This is a genomic window from Planococcus sp. SE5232 (genome assembly GCF_050686535.1).
Classification (GTDB): Bacteria; Bacillota; Bacilli; order Bacillales_A; family Planococcaceae; genus Planococcus.
This window is the reverse complement of sequence record NZ_JBOGCP010000001.1, coordinates 241,097-263,884: the sequence shown is the minus strand read 5'-3', so window position 1 is coordinate 263,884 and position 22,788 is coordinate 241,097. Positions and strand designations below refer to the sequence as shown.

Annotated in this window: 17 protein-coding genes; 2 read left to right on the top strand and 15 right to left on the bottom strand. The window is 47.3% G+C overall.

The window, feature by feature from the left end:
• Positions 1 to 117: 117 nt before the first annotated feature.
• Together ACRC6Q_RS01215 and ACRC6Q_RS01210 are read right to left on the bottom strand one after the other, a co-directional pair.
• Positions 118 to 2,559: a DEAD/DEAH box helicase family protein gene (locus tag ACRC6Q_RS01215; protein WP_431465575.1), complete on the bottom strand. Its 2,442-nt coding sequence runs from the start codon at positions 2,557 to 2,559 to the stop codon at positions 118 to 120.
• On the bottom strand, positions 2,552 to 2,878 hold the full coding sequence (locus ACRC6Q_RS01210; protein ID WP_431465574.1) for a nucleoside triphosphate pyrophosphohydrolase: 327 nt from the start codon (positions 2,876 to 2,878) through the stop codon (positions 2,552 to 2,554). Before ACRC6Q_RS01210 ends, ACRC6Q_RS01215 begins: the two co-directional genes overlap by 8 nt.
• A 273-nt stretch (positions 2,879 to 3,151) precedes the next feature.
• On the opposite strand from ACRC6Q_RS01210, the gene ACRC6Q_RS01205 reads away from it, so the two are divergent.
• A complete protein-coding gene (locus tag ACRC6Q_RS01205; protein ID WP_431465573.1) occupies positions 3,152 to 4,036 on the top strand; it encodes a YitT family protein in 885 nt (294 codons plus the stop codon).
• A gap of 96 nt (positions 4,037 to 4,132) precedes the next feature.
• Here the strand turns inward: ACRC6Q_RS01205 and ACRC6Q_RS01200 are convergent, their stop codons facing one another.
• The 11 genes from ACRC6Q_RS01200 to ACRC6Q_RS01150 all read right to left on the bottom strand — a co-directional run bounded on the left by ACRC6Q_RS01200 (position 4,133) and on the right by ACRC6Q_RS01150 (position 18,288).
• Entirely contained in the window at positions 4,133 to 6,421 is a 2,289-nt protein-coding gene (locus ACRC6Q_RS01200) for a glycoside hydrolase family 65 protein (protein WP_431465572.1), read from the bottom strand.
• Positions 6,422 to 6,433: 12 nt separating this feature from the next.
• On the bottom strand, positions 6,434 to 7,117 hold the full coding sequence (pgmB, locus tag ACRC6Q_RS01195) for a beta-phosphoglucomutase (RefSeq protein ID WP_431465571.1): 684 nt from the start codon (positions 7,115 to 7,117) through the stop codon (positions 6,434 to 6,436).
• A gap of 29 nt (positions 7,118 to 7,146) precedes the next feature.
• Positions 7,147 to 8,169, bottom strand: coding sequence for a LacI family DNA-binding transcriptional regulator (locus tag ACRC6Q_RS01190; protein ID WP_431465570.1), 1,023 nt, complete (start codon positions 8,167 to 8,169; stop codon positions 7,147 to 7,149).
• Between the two features lie 46 nt (positions 8,170 to 8,215).
• Entirely contained in the window at positions 8,216 to 8,914 is a 699-nt protein-coding gene (locus tag ACRC6Q_RS01185; protein ID WP_431465569.1) for a DUF624 domain-containing protein, read from the bottom strand.
• Between the two features lie 24 nt (positions 8,915 to 8,938).
• On the bottom strand, positions 8,939 to 9,775 hold the full coding sequence (locus ACRC6Q_RS01180; protein WP_223636527.1) for a carbohydrate ABC transporter permease: 837 nt from the start codon (positions 9,773 to 9,775) through the stop codon (positions 8,939 to 8,941).
• On the bottom strand, positions 9,775 to 10,656 hold the full coding sequence (locus tag ACRC6Q_RS01175; RefSeq protein WP_263298600.1) for a carbohydrate ABC transporter permease: 882 nt from the start codon (positions 10,654 to 10,656) through the stop codon (positions 9,775 to 9,777). The genes ACRC6Q_RS01180 and ACRC6Q_RS01175 overlap by 1 nt, the downstream gene beginning before the upstream one ends.
• Before the next feature lie 102 nt (positions 10,657 to 10,758).
• Positions 10,759 to 12,006 (bottom strand): sugar ABC transporter substrate-binding protein, encoded by a 1,248-nt coding sequence (locus tag ACRC6Q_RS01170; protein ID WP_431465568.1) that lies wholly within the window; start codon positions 12,004 to 12,006, stop codon positions 10,759 to 10,761.
• 54 nt (positions 12,007 to 12,060) lie between these two features.
• Positions 12,061 to 14,436 (bottom strand): glycoside hydrolase family 65 protein, encoded by a 2,376-nt coding sequence (locus tag ACRC6Q_RS01165; RefSeq protein WP_431466309.1) that lies wholly within the window; start codon positions 14,434 to 14,436, stop codon positions 12,061 to 12,063.
• 262 nt (positions 14,437 to 14,698) lie between these two features.
• On the bottom strand, positions 14,699 to 16,009 hold the full coding sequence (locus ACRC6Q_RS01160) for a sulfatase family protein (RefSeq protein WP_431465567.1): 1,311 nt from the start codon (positions 16,007 to 16,009) through the stop codon (positions 14,699 to 14,701).
• 61 nt (positions 16,010 to 16,070) lie between these two features.
• Positions 16,071 to 17,003 carry a formylglycine-generating enzyme family protein gene (locus ACRC6Q_RS01155; protein WP_431466308.1) on the bottom strand — a complete coding sequence of 311 codons (933 nt, stop codon included), beginning with the start codon at positions 17,001 to 17,003 and terminating at the stop codon, positions 16,071 to 16,073.
• Positions 17,004 to 17,217: 214 nt separating this feature from the next.
• Positions 17,218 to 18,288: an aldo/keto reductase gene (locus ACRC6Q_RS01150; RefSeq protein WP_431465566.1), complete on the bottom strand. Its 1,071-nt coding sequence runs from the start codon at positions 18,286 to 18,288 to the stop codon at positions 17,218 to 17,220.
• 353 nt (positions 18,289 to 18,641) lie between these two features.
• Here ACRC6Q_RS01150 and abc-f point away from each other — a divergent pair, with 353 nt between their 5' ends.
• Positions 18,642 to 20,276, top strand: a complete 1,635-nt coding sequence (abc-f, locus tag ACRC6Q_RS01145; RefSeq protein ID WP_431465565.1) for a ribosomal protection-like ABC-F family protein — start codon at positions 18,642 to 18,644, stop codon at positions 20,274 to 20,276.
• A gap of 105 nt (positions 20,277 to 20,381) precedes the next feature.
• On the opposite strand, the gene ACRC6Q_RS01140 is transcribed toward abc-f, so the two are convergent.
• Together ACRC6Q_RS01140 and ACRC6Q_RS01135 are read right to left on the bottom strand one after the other, a co-directional pair.
• Positions 20,382 to 21,611, bottom strand: a complete 1,230-nt coding sequence (locus tag ACRC6Q_RS01140; RefSeq protein WP_431465564.1) for an ABC transporter permease — start codon at positions 21,609 to 21,611, stop codon at positions 20,382 to 20,384.
• Complete coding sequence (locus ACRC6Q_RS01135) at positions 21,604 to 22,536, bottom strand: ABC transporter ATP-binding protein (protein WP_223636503.1); 933 nt, start codon at positions 22,534 to 22,536, stop codon at positions 21,604 to 21,606. The genes ACRC6Q_RS01140 and ACRC6Q_RS01135 overlap by 8 nt, the downstream gene beginning before the upstream one ends.
• Positions 22,537 to 22,788: the final 252 nt, after the last annotated feature.

The window sequence follows — 22,788 nt, the reverse complement described above, 5'->3', positions numbered from 1 at the left end:
ACGAGGTAATAGCCACTGGTTAAAGAGAGTTTTCCATGTTTGCTCAATTGAAAAAAGTTCTTTTTCCTAGCTCAGCAGCTTTTTTATAGGGAAGCTCCGCGCCTTACGACTGTCAACTTACGTAATAGTTGAGTTAACTGTCAAAGACACTGATTTCCTTTCAAAATAAGCATTCAGCCGATATTCCGCTATTTCCTGAGTCCAGTTATATAAAGACTCATTTTCGTTCCCTAAAGCTAGAACATCGAATTTAAAAATACCATCTTCAAAAGAAACCATTCCTTCTTTCGCACTTCCGCTCCACTTCGCCATCGGCATCTGTGCAATCAAGTCCGCTATTTGCTTTTGTTCAAAGTTACGCAGCCGCTTCCCTTGCGCGTCACTGAAGTCGATATTCATGCGGTAGTCTTTTTCGGTTAAATAATTATGGAAGAAAGGTGCTGCTTCATCCGGTGTTATCGGTTCAAGCCATCTTTCCAGACCTTTTGACAGCATATAACTCAAGACGACCATCTTATAGCTTTTGGTCATCCCTGTTTTTTCGACTTCCAAAAACCAGCCTTTAAATTTCAGCCAGACATCTTGTTCTGTTTCCGTCAGTTCATCCGCATAAGCGAGCATCCCTATGTAACTGCCAAACTCCTGTTTTACTGTTTTGGAATCGACGTTGGCGTGAAGGTGGAATTCCAAGTACTTCGGACGCCTGCCAACTTCCTTTTTCAAATCATGATAGGCCAGTACAAGCGCTTCTTTGCGTGGGGCTCTTTTTCTGCGCATTTCCTCCAGCAAATCAATCACTTGAAGATCTAAGTTAAATTCACAGTGGAGGGGCAAAAGTGGTTGAGTGGCTTTATTTCCCGCCGGCTTGCCTTCCTTATCAAAAACCGCCAGTTTCAGATCTGCATTTCGGTAATTGCCGATGAAATCGATGATGACGCAATGCGACTTCTCCTCCGCAATCCGCAGTCCGCGGCCAATTTGCTGCGTATAAACGGACAGTGATTCTGTCGGTCGGATGAACAGGAGTGTATCCACTTTTGGAATATCAACGCCTTCATTGAATAGATCGACCGTGAATATAAGTTCAAGCTCACCAGAATCCAGTTTGAAACGGGCAGCTTTGCGCTCTTGCGGATGAGATCCACCATGGAGGGCAATCGACCGGACGCCTTTGCGCTGAAAGAAATTATTCATGTAAACAGCCTGCTTTACCGAAGAACAGAACACGATTGTTCTTGTCTGCTTGTAACGGTTCCATTCTTCAAAAATCTTTTGCGCAAACTCTTCACGCAGCTGAACCTGCAGTAATTCCTGTTCATCGTACCGGGTTCCCCTCCACGGGATAGCAGAGTAATCGGTATCATCATACACACCGTAATAATTGAACGGCGCGAGCCAATTGCGCTCGATGGCATCCAGGAAATGAATCGAGATCGCCACATTCCCATCGCATAACGCATACACGTCTTTATTGTCCATACGGTCAGGCGTGGCCGTAATCCCCAACAAGAACGTTGGTTCAAAGTGATTAAGCAGGCGCTCATAAGTCGGTGCCGCTGCATGGTGAAATTCATCGACCACAATCAAATCAAAGGCATCCTTTTCAAATTTGTCTAAATGATATTGGCTGCCTAATGTATAGATCGAAGCAAAAATAAAATCAGCATCGGTTCTCTTTTCCGAAGCGTTATAAAAAGCACTCGACCTGTCCGGATGAACATGCTGAAATGACTGCTTCGCTTGGGTAAGAATTTCTTCCCGGTGTGCAACAAACAACACCCGTTTGAATTTCTCCGCAAAAAAAGCGGCTAAATAAGTTTTGCCTAAGCCTGTCGCCAGCACTACCATCGCGCGGCTGTATTCTTCAGCCAGCACAGTGTCTAGTGCATCCAGTGCTTCACGCTGCGCAGGCCTCGGTGAAATCGAAGCGCTGTACGAAACTTGAGTCTCAGCCACTTCCGGCTGTTGCGGAAAAGCTGGACCTACCGTCAGTTCGACTTCTTCCGCTTCAGACCAGACGGGACTGATGGGCCGTTTGAGATTTGCTGCTTTATGTAATGACCGATATTCCGCAAGTGTCTCCGCATTCAAAGAGACCGTCTGCTCGGCATAAAAATTTTTCAGAAATTGAGTAACCGCTTCCTCAAAAACTTCTGCATCCACAGAAGTCGGCGCTATTAAGTTCCACTCGACTCCTGTTGTTAATGCAGATGATGATAAATTAGAAGATCCCACAATCAAATGTGAAGCGTCTGTCCCTCGGAACAAATAAGACTTCGGATGGAAGGAAGTACTGCCGCTCCTCCAGATCCGAATTTCCGCAGAAGGCAGTTCTTCCAAGAGCATCTGCAAGGCATCCGGCTGCGTGACAAACAGGTAATCGCCTACCAGTAGTTTAATCGGCACGCCTCTTTCTGCCGCTTTCTTTAGGAAAGGTATGATCTTTTTCACACCTGACTTCATCGCAAACGCCGTAATCCACTGAATCTCAACTGCTTCTTTTGATAACCTCTCCAAATGCGAGACAAGCTGAGAAGTGACCAGCTCCAGCTTAGTCATCTTCAACCTCGATTAGAAAGATGCGTTTGTCAAAACCGCCACGTTTCTCAACTTTAGCCTGCCGGACTTTTTCCAGCTCTTCAATAGAAGAACCGTGAATTTTCACAGCCGCGTGAAGAAGCTCAAGGATATCGGCTAATTCCTCAACTGCTTCTTCATCGGTAGCTGCTTCTTTATACTCTTCAAGTTCTTCGCCCAATTTCTTTTTGACTTCAGCTTTATACTCTTCTTCATCCAAAATACGGATTGAAGATTCTTTGCCGGTCTTTTTGATTACTTCCGGTATGGCATCGCGAACTAATTTATTGTAGATAGGCATGGGTCGGCTCCTTTAGAGAAATATTTATTTAGGTTATTTTAACATATAGAAAAAGCAGTTAGCTTACTCAATCATTAAAGCAAAAATATAATCAGCGATCCCCTGTTCCCAATACGCCATTAAATCCTAACGAGTCCTATTCGCCTCCCAAAAACCAATTTCTTGCATTCACACCACTCAGAGCTTATCATTTGAAACATTGTGCTTAATACTATTATTGGGCGACCACTATGTTTTTTGGAGACGAATTAACGAAAGAACGGAGATGTACGCGTGAAGAGTTTTTATAGCCTGCTGGCCATTTTTGCAGGATCCTTGCTGCTTGCTACAGCGTTTAATTTGTTTCTACTGCCTCATGAGATTTTATCCGGAGGCGTCACGGGCGTAGCAATGATTTTGGGGTTACTGACCCCGATTAACGCAGGAATTTGGCTGGTTGTCCTGAACGTACCGATTTTCATGCTGGCATGGATGAAGCTTGGCAAAGTGTTTGTCCTCAACAGTATTTTTTCCGTGGCTGTGACATCGATTGCGATGCTTTACATTCCCATCATGCAAGTCACTGAAGATGCCCTGTTGTCTTCCGTGTTCGGCGGAGTCATCGTAGGTGCCGGCGCTGGTGTGATCATCCGGTTTTATGGTTCGGGCGGCGGGTTCGATATCGTCGGGCTGCTGTTGACGCTGAAGCGCGACATCCCGCTCGGTTTTTTGGTATTTTGTCTAAACAGCGTTGTGGTTTTCATCTCCGGGTTCATCTTTTCCTGGGAACTGGCGATGTACACGATGGCTTCCATCTACATCACCGGGATTGTCGTGGATCGCATACACACGCGCCATATCAAGCTGAGCCTCATGGTGGTGACTAGCCAAGGCGACGCGGTCAAAAAAGAATTGCTCGAAAGCTTGTACCGCGGCATTACGGTGACCGACGGCGAAGGCGCCTACTCAGGCACCAAAGTCAAAGTGCTCCATAGCGTCATCACGCGTTATGAACTTGCCTATGTCCGGCCGCTCATCAAGTCGATCGACCCGAACGCGTTCGTCAGCATCACGGAGACAATGGAAGTCATGGGGAATTTCCGACGGGGCGGTACGCTCAAGAAACCGGGTGAACCGAAACGTTCCGTGGCCGCTGCTGTGCCGAGCTCTTCTAAATAAAATCGTAGAAATCAAAAACGCACCGATCCTGAGCCAGTTAGAGCTCAGGGTCGGTGCGTTTTTTTAATCATTTAGTTCTCTATTCCCACCGGCTTCTTATCTCTTCCAACCTAATTGAACAACCGCTTCTTTCCCGCTTTCCAATACGAGCGTTTCGCCGTTATGGATGATGTTCAAAGGCTCTCCCTGCAGAACTGTGTAACTTGCCGTTTCCCTTTCTTTGCGGATTTTCAGCAGCCGTCCTTGGTATTGCAGGCGGAACTCGAAGGAATTCCATTCGGTCGGAAGAGAAGGTGCAAAGGAGAGGCCGCTTTCTTTCAGCCGCAACCCGGCGAATCCATAGACGATGGCGAGCCAAGTGCCGCCCATATTCGCCATATGCAGGCCGTCTTTGGTATTCTTGTGCGTATTTTCCAAGTCCAGCCGGGCTGTTTCAATAAAATATTCGTAGGCCTTTTCGTAATAGCCCAGTTTCGAGGCCATGATGCTATGGACGCAAGAAGACAACGAAGAATCGTGGGTGGTGATCTGTTCGTAATAATCGTAGGAGTTCTTCATCGTTTCCAACTCCTGTTCATCTTCCAGCAGGAAATGCGCAAGCACCGTGTCCGCCTGCTTCAGCACCTGGTACCGGTACAAAGTCAGCGGATGGTAGTTCAACAAGAGCGGAAATTTTTCGGCTGGTGTGTTTTTCAGATCCCAGCGGTCCTTTTTCAGGAAGCTGTCGTCCTGCGCATTGATTTTATACGTTTCGTCATAAGGCAGGTACATATTGTCGCCAGCGGTCTTCCAGCCGGCCACTTCTGCTTCTGTCAGCTCCAACTGGTCCGTCAGCTGCTGCAAGCGCTCGCCGTCTGTTTTCTTCAAACCTTCGAACACTTTGGCTGCCCACAGCAGATTGTGTTTTGCCATCACGTTGGTGTAATAATTATTGTTGACGATGCAGGTGTATTCATCGGGCCCCGTGACGCTGTCGATCCGGAACTTGCCGTTTTGCATATGCCCTGTTTCTGCCCAGAGCCTGGCGGTTTCAAACAGCACCTCCGCCATATATTCTTTCAGGAAAGCTTCATCTTTTGTGGCCAAGTAGAATTGAATATAGCTGTAGGCGATATCCGCGCTGATATGGTACTGTGCCGTACCGGCAGGGAAAAAAGCCGAGCTTTCCGGGCCGGTGATGGTGCGCCACGGAAACAAAGCGCCTTTTTCATGCCCCATTTCCTTTGCCCGTTCCCTGGCACTGTCGAGGATGGAGTAACGGTGCAGCAGCAGGTTTTTTGCGATGGCCGGATTGGTCATTAAAAACACCGGAAAAATGTAGATTTCCGTATCCCAGAAATAATGTCCTTCATAGCCTTCACCCGACAAGCCTTTTGCTGCGATATTGCTGGCCGGATCTTTGCCCACCGATTGCAGGAGCTGGTACAGATTAAAGCGGATGCCTTCCTGGACCTGCTCATCGCCGTCTATCGCAATATCCGAGACTGCCCAGTAATCGTCCAAATATGCTTTTTGCGCTATGAGCAACTCTATAAAGGTTCTTTGCTTCATTTGTTTCAGAAGCTTCACCGCTTCCTCATCGACATGTTCCCCATGGCGCAGCGTATCTGTATAGACTACGTACTTGGTGAAATGGACCGGTTGTGTGCCTGTACAGGTGTAGGTTTCTTCCACGCTCGCGCCTTTCAGCTCGCTGCTGTATCCATGGCTTTCTGCCTGTACGCTAGTTGTCGCTGCGCATGCCACTTCCAATTTGGTGCTGTATGTCGTGTTTTTTACAATGCTGATCTGCTCTTCCTGGCGTACATCCGTCACATGAAGACGTTTTGTATGGCCGGAAGCAAGACGCGGATCTTCTTTGTCGACATAGTTGGAGACGTCTCCGTTGAGCGTTGACACGATCTTCACTTGTCCGATCGGCGTAACCGGTTCAATGCTGATCTCAAGCGCGAACAATTCTTTTGCCACGAATGAAACCAGCCGTCTGAAATGGATCTTCACTTCTTTTCCCTTGGGAGAAATCCAGTGGACGATCCGTTCAGCGAAGCCTGCATCCATATGCAGATTGCGTTCACAAACCAACACTTCTCCTTCAAACAATGAAAATCGTTCATCATCCAAGTGGATTTCGACCGTTTGCGCATCGATGACATTCAAGACCTTTTGCTGCTTGGTTGGAAATCCATATAGCTTCTCACCGTAGCTGATTTCCGTTTCGTCATGAAATGCATTGATATAGGCGCCGCGAATCGATTTAAAGCCCTCTTTGTATCCTTCTTCGAAATTTCCTCTGACGCCTAAATAGCCATTCCCTAATGAGAGGAGGCTTTCGTCCACCAGCAGATTCGGATTGTCCAGTTCAACTTTCGTCAATTTCCAAGTCATGCTTCCACTCCTTTAAAAGCCGGCGTTTTTTTTGCCGAACTGCCGGACCACTCTATCAAAATCCAATTCAGAGGTTTCCGCCACCAAATAATCAGCATGTGACAGGTAAGCTCTATCCCCGACACCCACAGAGAACATTCCGGCTCGATTGATCGCTTCCACCCCGGCCGCTGCATCTTCGATTCCAACACAGTCCGGGTAATCGATTCCGAAAGCATCTGCAGCAACAGTGAACGTTTCCGGGTCCGGCTTTCCTTTTTTCACCTTTGCCGCATCCACTATATAGTCAAAATAGCCGGCAAGGCCGAGCTTTTCCAAGATGGCAGGCGCATTTTTGCTGGCCGATCCCAGCGCCAGCTTTGCATCCGATTTTCTATTGGCTTCCAAAAAAGCTTCTATGCCGGGCAGAATATGAGCCGGCGTGATTTCTTCGATCAACTCCAAATAATTTTCGTTCTTTTGTGTCGCTAATTTGAGCTTTTCCTCCTCTGTAAAACCGCCACTGGAAGGATCCAATGCCAGAATACGGTCCAGGGAATCCATGCGGCTGATTCCTTTGAGTTGCTCGTTGAACGCATAATCAAAAGAAATCCCGAGCTCTTCCGCCAACTTTTTCCATGCCATGTAATGGAATTCGGCCGTATCGGTCAGGATGCCGTCAAGGTCGTATATAAACAGTTTCGGATGGCGGGTCATATCGTTCCCCTCTTTTCTTCTTCTGTCATTTAAACGCTCGATAGGCGCTTTACGCTTTGCCGCTCCAACAACTGATGCGGAACCCAGATATGCTGTTTTTCCGATTTGCCTTCGATGATTTCCTGAAGCAACCGGGCCGATATTTTTCCGATTTCCACAAAATCCTGCCGGATCGTCGTCAGCGGCGGCTGCATGTACCGGCTCAGCAGCAAATCGTCAATTCCGGTGATGGAAATGTCGTCAGGGATTCTTAAGCCTGTTTCTTTCACAGCCTTCATCACACCATAAGCCATCAAATCACTGAAACAAAGAAAAGCTGTGGGCTGTTTTTCCTGAAGATACGCTTTGGCAAGTTCATACGCCTTTTCTTCCGAGAAAGAAGCTTCCAGAATATCAATGTCACTCAACTCTATGCCAGAGGCGTGCAATGCTTTCTCCAAGCCTTTCAAGCGCTCTGTGTTGACATAGGTTTCACGTGTTCCTGACACGACTACCAGCTTGCGATGATTCAGTTCCAGCAGATAGGTCGCCACTTCTTCCACGGCTTTGGCATTATCAATGGAAACACTGCCGATCAATCCATTGACGGTTTCGGCCATGATGTCGAGCACCACACAAGGCAAACTGGAGTCGATCAGCTCTTTATAATACTGGTCATCTGTCCGGATGCCCTGTAAAATGGCTCCGCCGATATTCCGTTCACGGCAGTAGCGGACATAGCTCTGCTGTTTTTGCTGTTGGGAATCGATCAGGTAAATGGATAATTCAAAGCGGCTGTTCGTCACTTCCTGATAGACGCCTTTGAAGATATTGAACGCATTGCTGTCATTTTCATTGTCATTCAGCACGCCCGAAGAAATCAGTCCAAGCGTCATCTGTTTTTTGGATGATAAATTTTTGGCATTGAGGTTCGGAGAATAATTCAATTCTTTGGCAATCGCAAAAATGCGTTGCCTCGTTTCTTCCTTTACATCTGCATAATTATTAAAAGATTTAGAAACCACACTGACGGACACTCCCGCTTTTTTGGCAACTTCTTTTATTGTCGACATTCACTGTTTCACTTCCTACGTGAGTTTATCAAGTTAAAAGGGCATTTCAGCTGGAGGTTTTTGCCTCCTGTTTGTTCTTGACCCGTAATGTAAAGCTGTAAAATGCTGAAAATGACAGAAAAGCACTCAATGAACAGGTCAAAAGCGGTAAAAGCAACAACAGCTTGACGACACTGATCCAAATGAGCAAGCCATTGCTGCCCAGAATGAAGAGGCTCAGCAGCGGGCTGCCGGTTGTAACGAAGAACGCATTAACAAGCCGTTCTTTAGGATTCATCCGGTAATGGACGCTGATTGACAGAAAGTTCACGGTATAGATGAACAATGCTAAGCCGATGATCAGAAACAGCAAATCGAGCGAATCGCTTCCTGTTCTGAGATAGAAATACGCATAATACCAAACCAGCCAGATTGCCGCAAACGGCACACCCATTTTCATACTATCTTTATAGTTCGCCTTTAAATTGCTGACGTACATCTTCATGGAAGAAGAATCACGGCCGAGCAGCCAATCCCGGGCAGTCGCAAATGCAGCGGCCGTCGCCGGAAAAAACAGAAGGGGCGTAAACAGCAGGACAGCAGCACCGAAAAATACGATTCCAGCTGCATGGCTGAGGTCAATGACTACAAATGCAGTGAATAACGGAAGGCTCATGATAAACCACATGAAATTGACGGTCGCCATTTTCAAAAGCCATTCGCTTGCCGTATAGAACACGCCCATAATCCCGCTCACTTCCTGCATGTTTTCATCTCCTTTTGAAAAGGCTTATTTGATAGCCCCTTCGCCGATTCCTTTGATAATGTATTTTTGTGCAATGATATAGAAAATAACTACTGGAATAATCGTTAACGTCAATCCTGCCATCGCCAGGTTCCACTCAATGGTGAACTCTCCGAAAAAGTAGAAGACAGACAATGGAATCGTCCGCAACTCTTTGTCGACAAGTGTCAGTGAAGGCAATAGGAAATCGTTCCAAATCAGAATGACATTCAAAATCATGACAGTCGCCGTAATAGGTGTCAAAATCGGGAAAATGATCCGCCAGAAAACTCCGAACTTCGAAGCTCCATCAATCGTTGCTGCTTCCTCCAGTGAAATAGGAATCGATTTGATGAAGCCATGATAAAGAAAAACAGAAAGAGCCGCGTGAAAACCGATATTCATGAAAACCAGACCGCTGAGCGTGTTGTACAAAGGAATGCCCAGATTGCCTGTAATCCCTGTGACCAGCTGCATAAGCGGCATCATCAGTGTCTGAAATGGAATCAGCATCGTGGCGATCAGCGTCATGAAAATGATGGTACTGATCCGGCTTCCGGATCGGACCAGCATCCAGGCTGTCATCGATGACAGGATGACGATGAACACCACCGAAACGACGGTGACAAACATCGAGTTCAAAAAAGCACTGAAGAAATTCATCTTTTCCATCGCTTCTGTATAGAATTGGAAACCGAAGACCTCTGGAAAAGCCAGCGTATTCTCGTACAATTCCTGTCTCGTCTTGAACGAGTTGATAAATATGATATAGATGGGAGACAGAAAGATTAAAGCAACCACTATCAAAAGGATTTCTCTCGACCATTTGCTGAGTATACGCATTACATATCAACCTCCCGTTTCTTCGTCAGGTAAACTTGGGTCAATGTAATAGCTGCGATAATCACGAAGAACAAAATAGCTTTTGCCTGACCGTATCCATAATTTCCGTAGCCAAAAATTTCATTGTAAATATTCATCGCAAAAAGTTCTGTCGCATTTGCCGGTCCACCGCCCGTCAATGATAAGTTGACGTCGTAGATTTTAAAGCCGTACGACAATGTCAAGAACAGACTGATGGTAAATGCGGGCATGAGCAATGGGAACGTAATTCTCATCAGGCGTTGCCATTTGCTGGCCCCATCGACTTTTGAAGCTTCAATCAGTTCTCCAGGTATGCCCTGTATCCCTGCAATGTAGACAATCATGACATAGCCGGCCATCTGCCAAGTAAAAACAAACACAAGAGCAAACAAGGCGAAATTCTCGTTAAGCAGCCAGTTGAAAAAGATGCTTTCGAGTCCGACCGCTTCACCTACAAATGTGAAGACGTCCAGAAACACAAACTGCCAGATATAACCTAGAATCAGGCCGCCAATCAAGTAAGGCATGAAAAACATGGTGCGCGCTAAATTGGCCAGCTTAAGTTTTGAAGTGACCAGCAAAGCAAATGCGAGCCCCACTACATTGACCGAGATTACGGACAATACGGTAAACAAAACCGTAAGCCATGTCGATTTCAAGAAGCGCTCATCCGAAAACAGAGTCAGGAAATTCTCCATGCCGACAAAAACTTTCGGATTGGCGTTGATGCCATCCCATTCGAAAAAGGCATAATAAATTCCGATTATAAACGGAATGATGACAATGATTGTAAAAATGATAAGCAGCGGTAACGTAAATAAGAGATACCAGCCGATATTCTTCCTGTTGGCCACGTCCATCCCCTCTTTCCTTAACAACTTCGTTCTTTAATAGAGAAAAAGCAGAACACGCCTGTACAGGCGTGCTCTCTTTATTTATACGTACATCCTGAACAGATCCCTTTACTTGCTCGCATTCTGCCAAGCGGCATCCAGATTGCTGATGAATTCTTCGCCTGTGGTCTCTTCATTCACAAAGAATCCTTCTGCAGCGGGTGCAAAGTCATTTGGTACAAGGTTCGCCGGATAGTAGTTATGTGCCCAAGGAATCGTGTTCCCGCTGTTGGAAGCTTCCAGCACAGCTTGTGATAATGGGTCCAAGTCAGTGGCTTCGATATTCGTCATCGCAGGGACGAATTTAAACTCTTCAACGATGATGCGCTTGCCGGTTTCGCTCGTGTGCAGCCATTCCAGGAAGTCAGTAGCCGCTTGGATTTCTTCCGGCTCTTTATCTGCATTTACCGCCCAGTTGCTGCCGACGCCTACTGCAAGCTTGTCATTTCCTTCAAGCGGGAATGGAGCCATGCCGACTTCAAAATCCACTTCGAAATCTTGAAGCAAGCCCCATGCCCAGTTTCCTTGATGGATCATGGCCGTTTTTCCAGCTGCAAAATCGCCTACCTGCTGGTCATAAGAAGTACTCAGAGGACTCGGTGTGTTTGCTCTGATGGCTTCCATATACTCACCGAATCTAAGGAATTCTTCCGTTTCCGCCATCGTCACTTCACCACTTGACAGGCTCTCCATAAACTCTACCGGTTCTTCCTGAATCGAGAATGGATAATTACTCATATGGCCGATCAGGAAGTAAGCTTCTGAGGACAAGCCATAGCCGTTGATGCCTTCAGCATTGAATTTTTCCAATGTGCTTACAAACGATTCATAATCTTGAATGTCTTCCGGATTCACCAGTTCCTTGTTGTAGACAATTCCAAATCCTTCTACACCATATGGTATGCCGACCACTTTCTCATCAAGTGTCAAAGCCATGTCCGGTGCAATGTCATCTACAAATTCCTCGCCGCTCAAGTCGTGTAAATACGATGTTAAGCTTTCGGCTACAGTGGCATTCTGCACACTCATAATCGAAGGTCCGGTTCCATTATTGAGACGGATTTGCAACTGTTGGAAATAATCATCGCCGGTCGTTCCGATGACTTCCACATCCACTCCAGTTTCTTCCGTATACGCTTCTGCCGCCGCTTCAAGCTGATCGGAAATTTCAACCTTCGTCTGGAAGATCGTGATTTGTTGACTTGCTTCCTCGCCATCGCCTTCAGTTGCCGGTTCTTCGTTTCCGCTGCATGCAGCCAAACCTGTCATCAGTGCAGCAAACGCTATACCTGCCGTGAACTTCTTTTTAAAAACCATGTGTAATGCCCCCTTTGATTTTTTTATAGTAAATAAAATGAACGAATCATTTTATTACTGCCGTGGTTGTCCTGAATGGATTTGCGCCTCACTTGTGAGCGGCACTTCTATCAACTTGTCCGCTTTGTAGATTTTACCGCCAGTTTCAAATACCACTTCTCCACTATGCGGGGTGGCTTTGAGTGATTGATGGGTGATTTCGATTGTCAATGCAACACCCTTCCAGTAGAGCGTAAACTTCATGCGCCGCCATTGCTTCGGCAACCTGGGATTGATCCGCAGCAGTTCATCCGATAACCGGACGCCGCCAAAGCCGAATACCGCTGCGGTCCAGATCCCTCCGATAGCCGCTGCATGTATGCCTTCATCGGACGTATGCATTTGCGGCCCGAGATCGATTTCACAGGCTTGACGGAACAGGGAGTAGGCCATGTCCGTTTCCCCCAGATCGTTCGCCACAACGGCATGTACCGCCAGACTCAAAGAAGAGTCATGCAAGGTGCGGGGCTCATAATACCGGTAATTCTCCCGCTTGGCTGTGTTCGATAAGCGGGCGTCCCCGCACAGGAAGGTCTGCTCCAGCAGATAGAATAACAGTACGGTATCCGCTTGTTTGGTCACTTGGATTTTGTTGATCTGTTCCGCATTATAATCCCGGTAGATCGTCCTCACCTTCGTTTGCTTCTTGTATGTTGAAAGATCGATTTCGGGAAGCTGCAAATACGTATCGTCTTGCGGAATGACCGAGTCTAGCGGTCGCGGATTCGGCAAATACAGGCTTTCCGCTTTTTCTTTCCAATCCAGGCGGGCATCCCCCACACCGAATTTCTGAAAAAGCTTTGGATTTTCGGATGACAGCTGTTCGGCATAGCGTTCGGCGAGTTTCAGATTGAAGTAGGCCATATAATTTGTGAAAGCATTGTTGTCCACATGTTCTTTATACTCGTCAGGCCCAAGGACATTGCGGATTTCATACACTTCCCGGTCCTCGTTCCACTCCAGTCTGCTAGACCAGAATTTCGCGGTTTCGAAGACCATCTCGTACCCATAGCATTCCATAAATCCCGAGTCGCCTGTCACCTTCTCGTATTGATAAACTGCAAAAGCGATGTCTGCGGAAATATGCTGTTCGATGATTCCTGACCAGATCTTCGACTGCTCTCCTGTCACAATATCAATATCTCCCCATAACGGCGTGGTTTCTCCATCTTCCGGCCAAGCCATTTCCCATGGATACATGGCTCCGGCATAGCCATTTTCCACCGCCTTTCTTCGTGCTCCTTCAAGGCCGTGATACCGGTAGGTAAGCAACGATTTTGCTGCTGCAGGATTGGAATAGATGAAGAACGGCAATATGAAAATCTCCAAGTCCCAAAATGTATGGCCTTTATATCCTTCTCCGCTCATCGCTTTCGCTCCGATGCCTAAATATTCGTGAGATGCCGGAGGCTGCATGGCCGTCAAGTGGTACAGTGAAAATCGGAGTGCCAGCTGGTCAAACGGATGGTCACTTTCCACCTCGAAATTGTAATTTCCCCAAACCTTTTCCTGCCATGCCTGGCGATGATTTTCGAATAAGGCATCATATCCTTTTTCTGCATGATGCCGCAGTTCGTCGAGAGATTTCTGAAGCAGCTGTGCGGTGTTTTCCATTCGCGGCCTGTCCCGGCTCGTATGCACGGTGGCCAATTTTTCCACTTCCAGTTTGCCTTTCGGCTCGAGCTGGAAGTCATAGGTCATCCACACTTTCCGGCGAGCCATGTCCTTATCTGCAGCCGGCATTACCTTTTCCTCATTCAAGCGGATGGTATGTACAGCATTAAAGACCATTTCCACACCGGATTCGTTCGTCTTCTGAGTCAGCTGGATCAAGCGGTCCTCCAGTATTCTCCGCTCGCCTTCAAGAAAATGCTGCGACCCCGAATTGGTCATCCGCCCATTGATGCCACTGTCAAAAGAAATTGCCACTGGATGGGTCAAGCTTTCCACTTCCATCTTCATCGCAATCAAATGCAGGTTGTCGAGCGATACAAAGCGCTTGAAATGAAACCACAGCTTTTTCCCTTTTGGTGATTCCCATATAAAGGACCTGGTCAGTTGCGCTGTTTTTAGATTGAGCTGCTTGATGTAATCATTGGTTTTTCCGAATTCCAAGCTGAACCGTTCTCCGTCAATGCGAATATCCAATCGAGTGATATCGGCTGCATTGGGGAGTTCGGTCACTTCATTTTCCTGTGATCTATTGAAAGTTCCATTGATGAACAAGTTTCTGGTTTCCTGTCCATACGGTTCCTCTGCCGCAGAACGCAGCCCCATATACCCATTTCCAAGCATCATAACAGCTTCGCTTTTCCCCAATTTCTCGGCTGAAAAGGCAGTCTCTGCCACAATCCAGTCCTTAAACTCCCCTGTGCCGATGGAATAATCCATCACAGAAACCGCCCCTTTCGCATTTACGAAAACGTTTTAGTTTTTTTCGAAAAAAATATCAGAGCTTCCGTCTGAGAAGCATCTCCGCTTCTCCTCTAGCAAGCTTTCCTTTAAAATAAGAATTCTTGAATTTTATGGAAAGCGCTTACAAGACTTATTATATGTACTATATTTTGAATAGTCAATAAAATAAAAAAACAAAATCCCACAACTTTTTCAGCTGAAGAATTTTGTTTGATCATTAGCCTTTACAGATTTCAGTTCAAAATTTATAGACATTTCCTTCACGCTTTTCTTTTTCCCACTCTGCCGCTTCTTCGCCTTCTATCGGACCTGACAGCAATTGGTCGTCCGTATCAACCATCCACCGTTCAACTTTAACGCGCAAGTCTTCCAAAACATGCTGGTGTTCCCTGTTCTCGGCAAGATTGTTCTGCTCTTGCGGATCTGCATCCAGGTCATATAATTCTTCTTCAGCATTTGGGACATAATATGATTTCCTCACCACTCGCCCTGAAAGGCTCTCGTGGATATCGAATGGGAGGTATACTTTCGGACCGTCTTCAAAATTTCTTATGTACTTGTATTTGGCGGTCCTTACGCCTCGCATCGGATGATAACGGTCATGCCAGGTCAGTTCGCAGAAAAAATGTTCGCGTTCTGTATAATTCTTCTCTTGGATCAACGGCAGGAAACTCCGTCCATCAATTCCAACAGGAACTTCTCCATCCGCAAATTCCAGAAGAGTGGGCATTAAATCAATATTGCATAAAAGCTCTTTTTGCCTGACTCCTTTTCTGTCCATACCTTTCGGAAATTTCATGATCAATGCCGTTTCCAAACCTGCATCCGTCAATGTCCCTTTTGCTCTTGGAAAAGCAATGCCGTGGTCTGTCGTATAGATCAAGAGCGTGTTTTCGTCCAAACGGGTGTCTTCCAATAATTTTCTTATCCTCCCGATTGCGCGGTCCAGCTCTTTGACAGAGCCTTGAAAGTCGGCAATATCTTGTCTGACTTCTGTTGTATCTGGCAAGTACGGGGGAACTTCCACTTCATCAATGGAATCGGGTTCAAACTTATCAAAAGGGCGATGTGTTTCTTCAAATCCGACCGAAGCATAAAAAGGTGGCGCATCGCCAGATTCCGCTCTTTCAAGCAAAAACTTCTCCAGTTCATCAGTTACTTTTTCTGCTGCATTTCCTGGAACTTTGACTACCTGATCGTAGCCTAATTTCTCCCCTTCATAAATTCCGTCGATGGATTCATGGAAAAAACCGAAAAGCCAGGTGGCATAGCCGGCTCTTTTCATTTCTGAAGGAAGTGTCTTGATGCCGGCTTTCATTGTGTGCCCTAAATGCGTCAGGCCGATCAATCCATGATTATGGCCATATTGCCCGGTTAGGATGCTCCCCCGGCTAGGGCTGCATTGAGGCTGTGTGCAAAAATAATTGTCGAACTGGATGCCTTCTTCCGCAATCCTGTTCAGTTCCGGTGTCTTCACTTTGCGCCCATAGCTTTCTAAATGCCTTCCTGTATCATGTGAAATCACCAGTAGGATATTTGGTTTCCCCATTAGATCAGCGCCTCCCTGTTTTGTTGAAATCGTTGGATTCTATTGGATGATTTCCGTCTCCCTAAATGCTGGCCACACACCTGAAGCCTATATTGCCTGCCGAACTGTCACTGGTATTAGAGGACCGCGCGGCTACACGATGCCTATTGCAATATGAATCGTGACAAAGGTAGGAGCCGCCCCGCATCGCTTTGTCCATAACTTGATCTCCTTCCGAATTCGGCAGTTCCGCAAATGCGTTCGAACACCATTCCCATACGTTCCCGGACATATTAAAGAGACCGAATCCATTGGGTGGAAAAGAAGAGGCAGGCGCAGTCCCTTTAAATCCGTCTTCAGCAGTGTTGAAAGTCGGAAACGTTCCTTGCCAAATATTACAAAGATGTTCGTTATCCGGAGTCAAGTCATCTCCCCATGGATACCGTTTTTGCTCCAATCCCCCACGTGCCGCGTATTCCCATTCAATTTCAGTAGGCAGCCGCTTTCCTGCCCACTCGCAGTAAGCGTTAGCATCTTTCCATGAAACATGGACGACCGGATGATCCATCCGTTTCTCTATACTGCTTCCGGGTCCTTCCGGCTGAAACCAGTAAGCTCCTTCTACGGCGTACCACCATGGGGTATTCGCTACTTGCCTCACTGCTGTTTTAATGTCAGGAGCTATAAACTGGTAAAAAACAAAAGACCAGCCGAATATTTCAGCTTCCGTCTGATAACCGGTTTCCTTAATGAATTGCATGAATTCTTCATTTGTCACTACGGTGCTGTCCATATAAAACGGCTCTACCCGTTGCTCACTTATCGGACCTTCAAAGTCGGCAGGATGCCCCTCTCCACTTTCTGTACCCATCAAAAAAGTTCCACCGTTAATGAAAACCATCTTTTCCTTAAAGCGATTTTTTTTGCTGCACTGCTCAGAAGGCTCGGTCTCCATGGCACGATTGATTTCTTTCGGTTGCTGCGGCTTGCTTGGCGAACAACAAGCTTTTGCCATCTTGCCCACGAGATTCCCCCCTTTGTTCCAGCCATCAGTCAATTAAAATTGTAAACGCTATTAGTCTGAATTGAAAGTTAATTAAAGTCGAACTACAAATCCACCCTCTTCTTTTGGTTGATAGAAAAAAATGATTGAAGTGATAAACAAACACTAAAACGCCTCGAAACCAGAGCTGTTTTCGAGGCGTTTACCTTGTCTAAATCATTGTCACTTATTCCTCTATCCCCATCGACTTCTTATACCCTTCCAAATACGTCTTCTCGGACGGACTGCTCATGTCGAATGAGCTCATGGTACGGTGCCAGTTGGGGTAGATCGGCACAGGGCGAGCGGCCGATTCAATCAGGTCGTGCTCTTCTTGAGTCAATTTGATCTCAAAGGAAGCAATGTTTTCTTTCAGCTGCTCTTCGTTGCGGGCTGCGATGACGATTGGCCCAACGTTCGGACGGTCCCGGACCCACGAATAAGCGATCTGCGGAACCGATGCGTTATGGTTGGCCGCGACTTCTTCCAGTGCATCGATGACCTGGTACAGCCGCTCCTGATCTTGCACCCATGGCTCCGGCCATCCCGCACCTTGGCGCGTGTTTGGCGGCGCCTGTTTATTGCGTCCGATTTTGCCGTTCAGTAAGCCCTCGCCGAGCGGACTCCAGATCATCGAACCGATGCCAAGTTCACTGCCGGCCGGAAGCAATTCATATTCTGCTTCTCTCGCTTCTGGTGTGTAGTAGATCTGCTGGGTGATCGGCGGGATATAGCCCGCTTGCTCCGCGACGGAAAACGTGCGGGCAAGCGCCCAACCGCTGTAATTCGACACGCCCCAATGGCGGATTTTGCCGGACTTCACGAGGCTGGTCATCGCTTCCACGGTTTCTTCGACCGGCGTCTGCCCGTCCCACAGGTGAACGAAATAGACATCAAGGTAGTCTGTTCCCAAGCGCTCCAGCGACTGGTCGATGGATGTCAGGATATTGCTTCGCGAAGCTCCCCTTGCGTTAGGGTTTTCTCCCAGAGGAAAGCCTGTTTTTGATGTCAGCAGAACTTCGTCCCGGCGCCCTTTGATGGCCGATCCCAATACTTTTTCCGCATCTCCTTTTGAATAGAGGTTGGCGGTATCGAACATATTGATGCCGGCTTCCAGTGACATGTCGATCATGCGGCGTGCCAGATTCTCGTCAATATCTCCAGCTGCTTCAAAACCATTTGTTCCGCTGAAAGGAACAGTTCCGAGTATGTATTTCGGAACACGCAAACCTGAATTTCCTAAATAGATATATTCCATGATGGCCTCCTGATACGCTGTATTTTTTTAAAACAAGATAGTCTTAGCTTACCCTTTGGCAGCCTATACAAAACAGCCCTTTGATGATTGGAAATGGATTTACCGCTATGCTATACTGGCCTTATCAAACGACAGAAAGGCTGATGGGTGGACGATGCGCAACTAATCTTGTTTTAGCGACTGGAATTTTAAATTTCAACTTACGCAAAATAGGATTAGTCTGCCCACATCTTGAAAAACTGGCGAGCCATTGTACATAGATGGCTTATTTAGAATGGGCACGATACGGCTAATCCTTCCAAATTTATTTGGGAGGATTTTTTTATTCTCCCTCTCCTGAAGGGATTGATTGGATGAAAGAACTGCTGAAATTGCAGAATGTGCGTTATGAAATACTGGATACGGTAATTTTTGAAGAGGTCCATGCAAGTGTCCGGCAAGGCGAAGTGATCGGCATCATCGGCAAGAATGGAGCCGGTAAATCGACGTTGCTGCGCTTGATCGCCGGTGAATTGATTCCTACAAGCGGACAGCTCGACTGGCTCCAGCCGAATATCGAAACCGTCTTCGTGGAACAGGAAACGGAAACACATGCATTCAGCGAGGTCACAGCCTCGGAAAGTGCCTTGCTGAAACAATGGCAGGTACCGATGCATGACTTCCCACTCCTCAGCGGCGGGGAAAAACTGAAGGCCCGGCTTTCTGCAGGCCTCTCGAAAAATGCCCACCTGTTGTTGCTGGACGAGCCGACCAATCATTTGGATAGCGGCAGCATCGAGCTGTTGAAAGCGCAGCTCCGCAAATACCCGGGGACCATTATCCTGGTGTCGCATAACCGCCACTTCCTGGACGCGGTTGCGACCAAAATCTGGTCGCTCGAAAACCAGAAACTGATCGAGCACAGCGGCAATTACTCCAGCTATATAGACGCGCGGCAGCAGAAACGGTTGACCCAGCAACGGGAATACGACAAGCAGCAAAAGATGGTCGAGCGCATCGAAGCGCAGATGGACGAACTGACTTCCTGGTCGCATAAAGCGCACGCTGAATCAACCAAGCAGGAAGGTTATAAAGAACATTACCGCCTGAAAGCGAAACGCATGGACAAACAAGTCAAATCCAAACAGAAGCGGCTGGAAAAAGAGCTGGATAAAATCAACGCGGAGCCCCTCGAGCCTGAATACGAAGTCGCTTTCTCCATGAAAGCCACGCATAAAACAGGCAAACGTTTTCTTGAAGTGAAAGAGCTGTCGAAGGCATATGGCGGCAAACTGCTGTTTGAGAAAGCGGATTTCACCATTTTGCATGGGGAAAAAGTGGCCATCGAAGGTGCAAATGGCAGCGGCAAAACGACGTTACTGAAAATCCTGCTCGGGCTGGAACCTGCAGACGGCAATGTTTGGATGTCCCCTTCTGCGAGCATCGGCTACTTGACGCAGGAAGTGTTTGACCTGCCGCTTGAGAAAACACCGGGCGAGCTGTTCTATAAGGAAACCTTCGAAGCGCGCGGCAAAGTCCAGAACTTGATGAAGCATCTCGGCTTTACAGCGGAGCAGTGGAAAGAGCCGATCGGCGCCATGAGCATGGGGGAACGCATCAAGTGCAAGCTGATGGTCTATATTTTGGAGGAACGGGACGCGCTGATTCTTGATGAGCCGACCAACCACCTCGACTTGCCGTCACGCGAGCAGCTCGAGGAGACTTTGGCGCAGTACACGGGCACAATGCTTGTCGTCTCCCATGATCAGGCATTCCGGGAGAAAACCACCACCAGCAAACTGGTCATCGCGGACCGCCGGATCGAGAAGCAACTCGATGCACCCGCTCCGGAACGGGACGAAACTGAAGAATTGCTGATGCGGCTTGAGACGGAGCGCCAGGAAGTACTGGGGAAATTGAGTTTTATGATCGCGAAAGATCCGCAATATGCCGAGCTTGACCGGCGGTTCAGTGAACTGACGGTGGAGATCAACAGGCTGAAATCCTGAATAATACCTGAAAGAAAGCCGATAGACCTTGCCAATGTGTAGGCGAAAAGGGCCGCTCCAGTAACTTTCAGGAGCGGCCCTTTTTCAAGTGATGATATGCATTTTTTAGGCACGGATCCATCTCCAGATTTCGCCCGGTGTTGCATTTTTCCCATACATCAAAATACCGATCTTAAATATTTTCCCTGCCAGCTTCATGAAGACCCAGACACTGACAATCAGGATAGCCAGCGCAATGATGATTTCAATCCACGGCCACTCTTCCAAGAGCGTCAACCGGAGGATCAATATCGCTGGCGAAGTGAATGGAATATACGAGCCAATTTGCGCCCAAATGCCGCTTGGGTCACTGAAAACCGGACCAACGAAAATCAAAGCGGTAAACGGCAGCATCATAATCATTCCCTGGAAGTTTCCAGCAGTCGAAATGTCCGCCATCGTTGCTCCGATGCCGACAAAAAGAGCGGCAAACAACAAGTAGCCCAGTATCGCAATGAACAGCAGCAAAGCCAGTTCCGGCACGAACAAATACTCAAGTATCGGAACATCGATTTTCCACACAAGAACCGGCAGCACCAGTACGATAAACACAAGCACCTGAATGATGCCAAGCACGAAATACCCGATAATCTTGCCTTGCATCAATTCACCCGGAGTCAGTGACGACAAGATGATTTCAGCGATTTTGTCTTTTTTCTCCTGAGAAGCACTTTGGAAGATCGCCATGCCTGTAAAGACGATCGACAGCAAGACGGCTGCCGCGAATATCCCCGGCACCATGCGTTTCATCAAGTCTTCATCCAATCCTGTGCCCATTTCGGTTTCTGCATTTGCGGCGGCAGAAGCATCTTCAAACACGACGCCTTGGGCAATGACGCTTGCTTCTTCAGGCGTCAAGCCGAGCTCTTCGATTTGCATCGCCTGCAAAGGAGCACCTAGCAGCTGCACTTCATTGATAAAAACAGGGCTGATTTCCTCGCTTTGGTAAACCGGCAAGACGCCGCCTTCGAATGCCCGCTCATCGATAAAGACGTATGCAGTGTTTTCTTCGGATTCAAGCGCCTCTTCGGCTCTTTCCTCCGAACTATCGGTCGGCTGCAGTTCCCATTCGGCTCCTGCTTGATCGACTGTTATTTCCAGTTTTTCATAGACACCAAGCTGGTCATTGACGAATACCGTCGTCGACACTGCGTCCTCATCCGAGTTATTGAACAGGTCGGGAATGAGGTAAAATGCCAGAAACAGAATAGGCGATATAAACAAGCCAATCAGGAACGTCTTGTTTTTCATATTCCGTTTGATTTCCCATTTGGCGACTTTCTTCGTGTTACGCATCCAAACTCTCCTCTCTCTTCAAGAGATTTTTATCTGTTGCGATGTCGATGAAGATTTCATGCAAGGAAATCCGGTCGATGGATAATTCCTGGACATCAAGCTGTACTGGCAGATTTTTCAGCCATGAAGCCGGCTCCACATCTTTAGACAAATACAGCACGGCTGTTTCTTCATTTTGCTCTACCCGTTCGACCTCCGGCAGGCTTTCCAATAAACTCCGTTCGTTCACGCCGTGGATGGTGCATTTGAAATTGGCGTATTGTTTCTTTACGTCATCGAGCGGTCCGTAAATCACTTTTGTCCCGCGGTGGATCAAAAACAGCCGATCGGCCATTTCTTCGACCAGGTTCATTTGATGCGATGACAGCAAAATCGCTGTGCCGTTTTGCGCCAAGCCGCGGATTTCGTTTTTGAACAATTCCTGGCTGACGGGATCTAAGCCGGAAAAAGGTTCATCAAGGATCAACAGTTCCGGTTCATGAAGAATCGCGGCGATAAACTGGACTTTCTGCCCCATGCCTTTTGACAATTCTTCCACCGACACCTTGTCTTTCCCTTCCAAATCAAATTTCTTCAGCAGCTCAAGCGCCCGTTCTTTCGCGCGGTCCAGCGGATAATCTTTCAGTTCCGCCAAATACAGCAGGATGTCCATGACTTTGACGTTTTTGTACAACCCGCGTTCTTCCGGCAAATAGCCGATTTTATTGCGCGGGATTCCTTTTTTAGGGTTGCTCTGGAATGTGATGCTCCCTTCATCGGGATACATAATGCCCATGATGTTGCGGATTGTCGTCGATTTCCCTGCTCCGTTTGGGCCGAGAAGCGCCATGATCTCCCCTTTTTTCACTTCAAATGAAATATTCGAGACAATTTTCTTATCTTTGAAAGACTTCCCTAAATTTTCTACAGCCAGCATCGTCTCCACTTGTTCTCATCCTTTCTTCTTCGAAATCAGGTTCCTGCGTTCTGCTTACTTGAGTAATATGTCGATAATTCCCTCCAGATCCAATGCGGCATTGTCGATTATACGGATATTCTCGTAACGTTCTGCGGCAGCCAAATTATTCGACACGACCTGCCTGGGGTCCCCTGACACTTCTCCAGAGACCGGACCATCAGAATTGATCGAGGCAGTAGCGTTTGCTTGGATGGTTGGGGTGTCCGTTTTAAAAAAAAT

Bases quoted from the DNA above. Each gene is read 5' to 3' on its own strand.
- ACRC6Q_RS01215 (WP_431465575.1), bottom strand. From the start codon at position 2,559: ATGACTAAGCTGGAGCTGGTCACTTCTCAGCTTGTCTCGCATTTGGAG.
- ACRC6Q_RS01190 (WP_431465570.1), bottom strand. From the start codon at position 8,169: ATGTCGACAATAAAAGAAGTTGCCAAAAAAGCGGGAGTGTCCGTCAGT.
- ACRC6Q_RS01180 (WP_223636527.1), bottom strand. From the start codon at position 9,775: ATGCGTATACTCAGCAAATGGTCGAGAGAAATCCTTTTGATAGTGGTT.
- ACRC6Q_RS01160 (WP_431465567.1), bottom strand. From the start codon at position 16,009: ATGGGGAAACCAAATATCCTACTGGTGATTTCACATGATACAGGAAGG.
- ACRC6Q_RS01200 (WP_431465572.1), bottom strand. From the start codon at position 6,421: ATGACTTGGAAATTGACGAAAGTTGAACTGGACAATCCGAATCTGCTG.
- ACRC6Q_RS01155 (WP_431466308.1), bottom strand. From the start codon at position 17,003: ATGGCAAAAGCTTGTTGTTCGCCAAGCAAGCCGCAGCAACCGAAAGAA.
- ACRC6Q_RS01185 (WP_431465569.1), bottom strand. From the start codon at position 8,914: ATGCAGGAAGTGAGCGGGATTATGGGCGTGTTCTATACGGCAAGCGAA.
- ACRC6Q_RS01140 (WP_431465564.1), bottom strand. From the start codon at position 21,611: ATGCGTAACACGAAGAAAGTCGCCAAATGGGAAATCAAACGGAATATG.
- ACRC6Q_RS01175 (WP_263298600.1), bottom strand. From the start codon at position 10,656: ATGGACGTGGCCAACAGGAAGAATATCGGCTGGTATCTCTTATTTACG.
- ACRC6Q_RS01170 (WP_431465568.1), bottom strand. From the start codon at position 12,006: ATGGTTTTTAAAAAGAAGTTCACGGCAGGTATAGCGTTTGCTGCACTG.
- abc-f (WP_431465565.1), top strand. From the start codon at position 18,642: ATGAAAGAACTGCTGAAATTGCAGAATGTGCGTTATGAAATACTGGAT.
- pgmB (WP_431465571.1), bottom strand. From the start codon at position 7,117: ATGACCCGCCATCCGAAACTGTTTATATACGACCTTGACGGCATCCTG.
- ACRC6Q_RS01165 (WP_431466309.1), bottom strand. From the start codon at position 14,436: ATGGATTATTCCATCGGCACAGGGGAGTTTAAGGACTGGATTGTGGCA.
- ACRC6Q_RS01210 (WP_431465574.1), bottom strand. From the start codon at position 2,878: ATGCCTATCTACAATAAATTAGTTCGCGATGCCATACCGGAAGTAATC.
- ACRC6Q_RS01150 (WP_431465566.1), bottom strand. From the start codon at position 18,288: ATGGAATATATCTATTTAGGAAATTCAGGTTTGCGTGTTCCGAAATAC.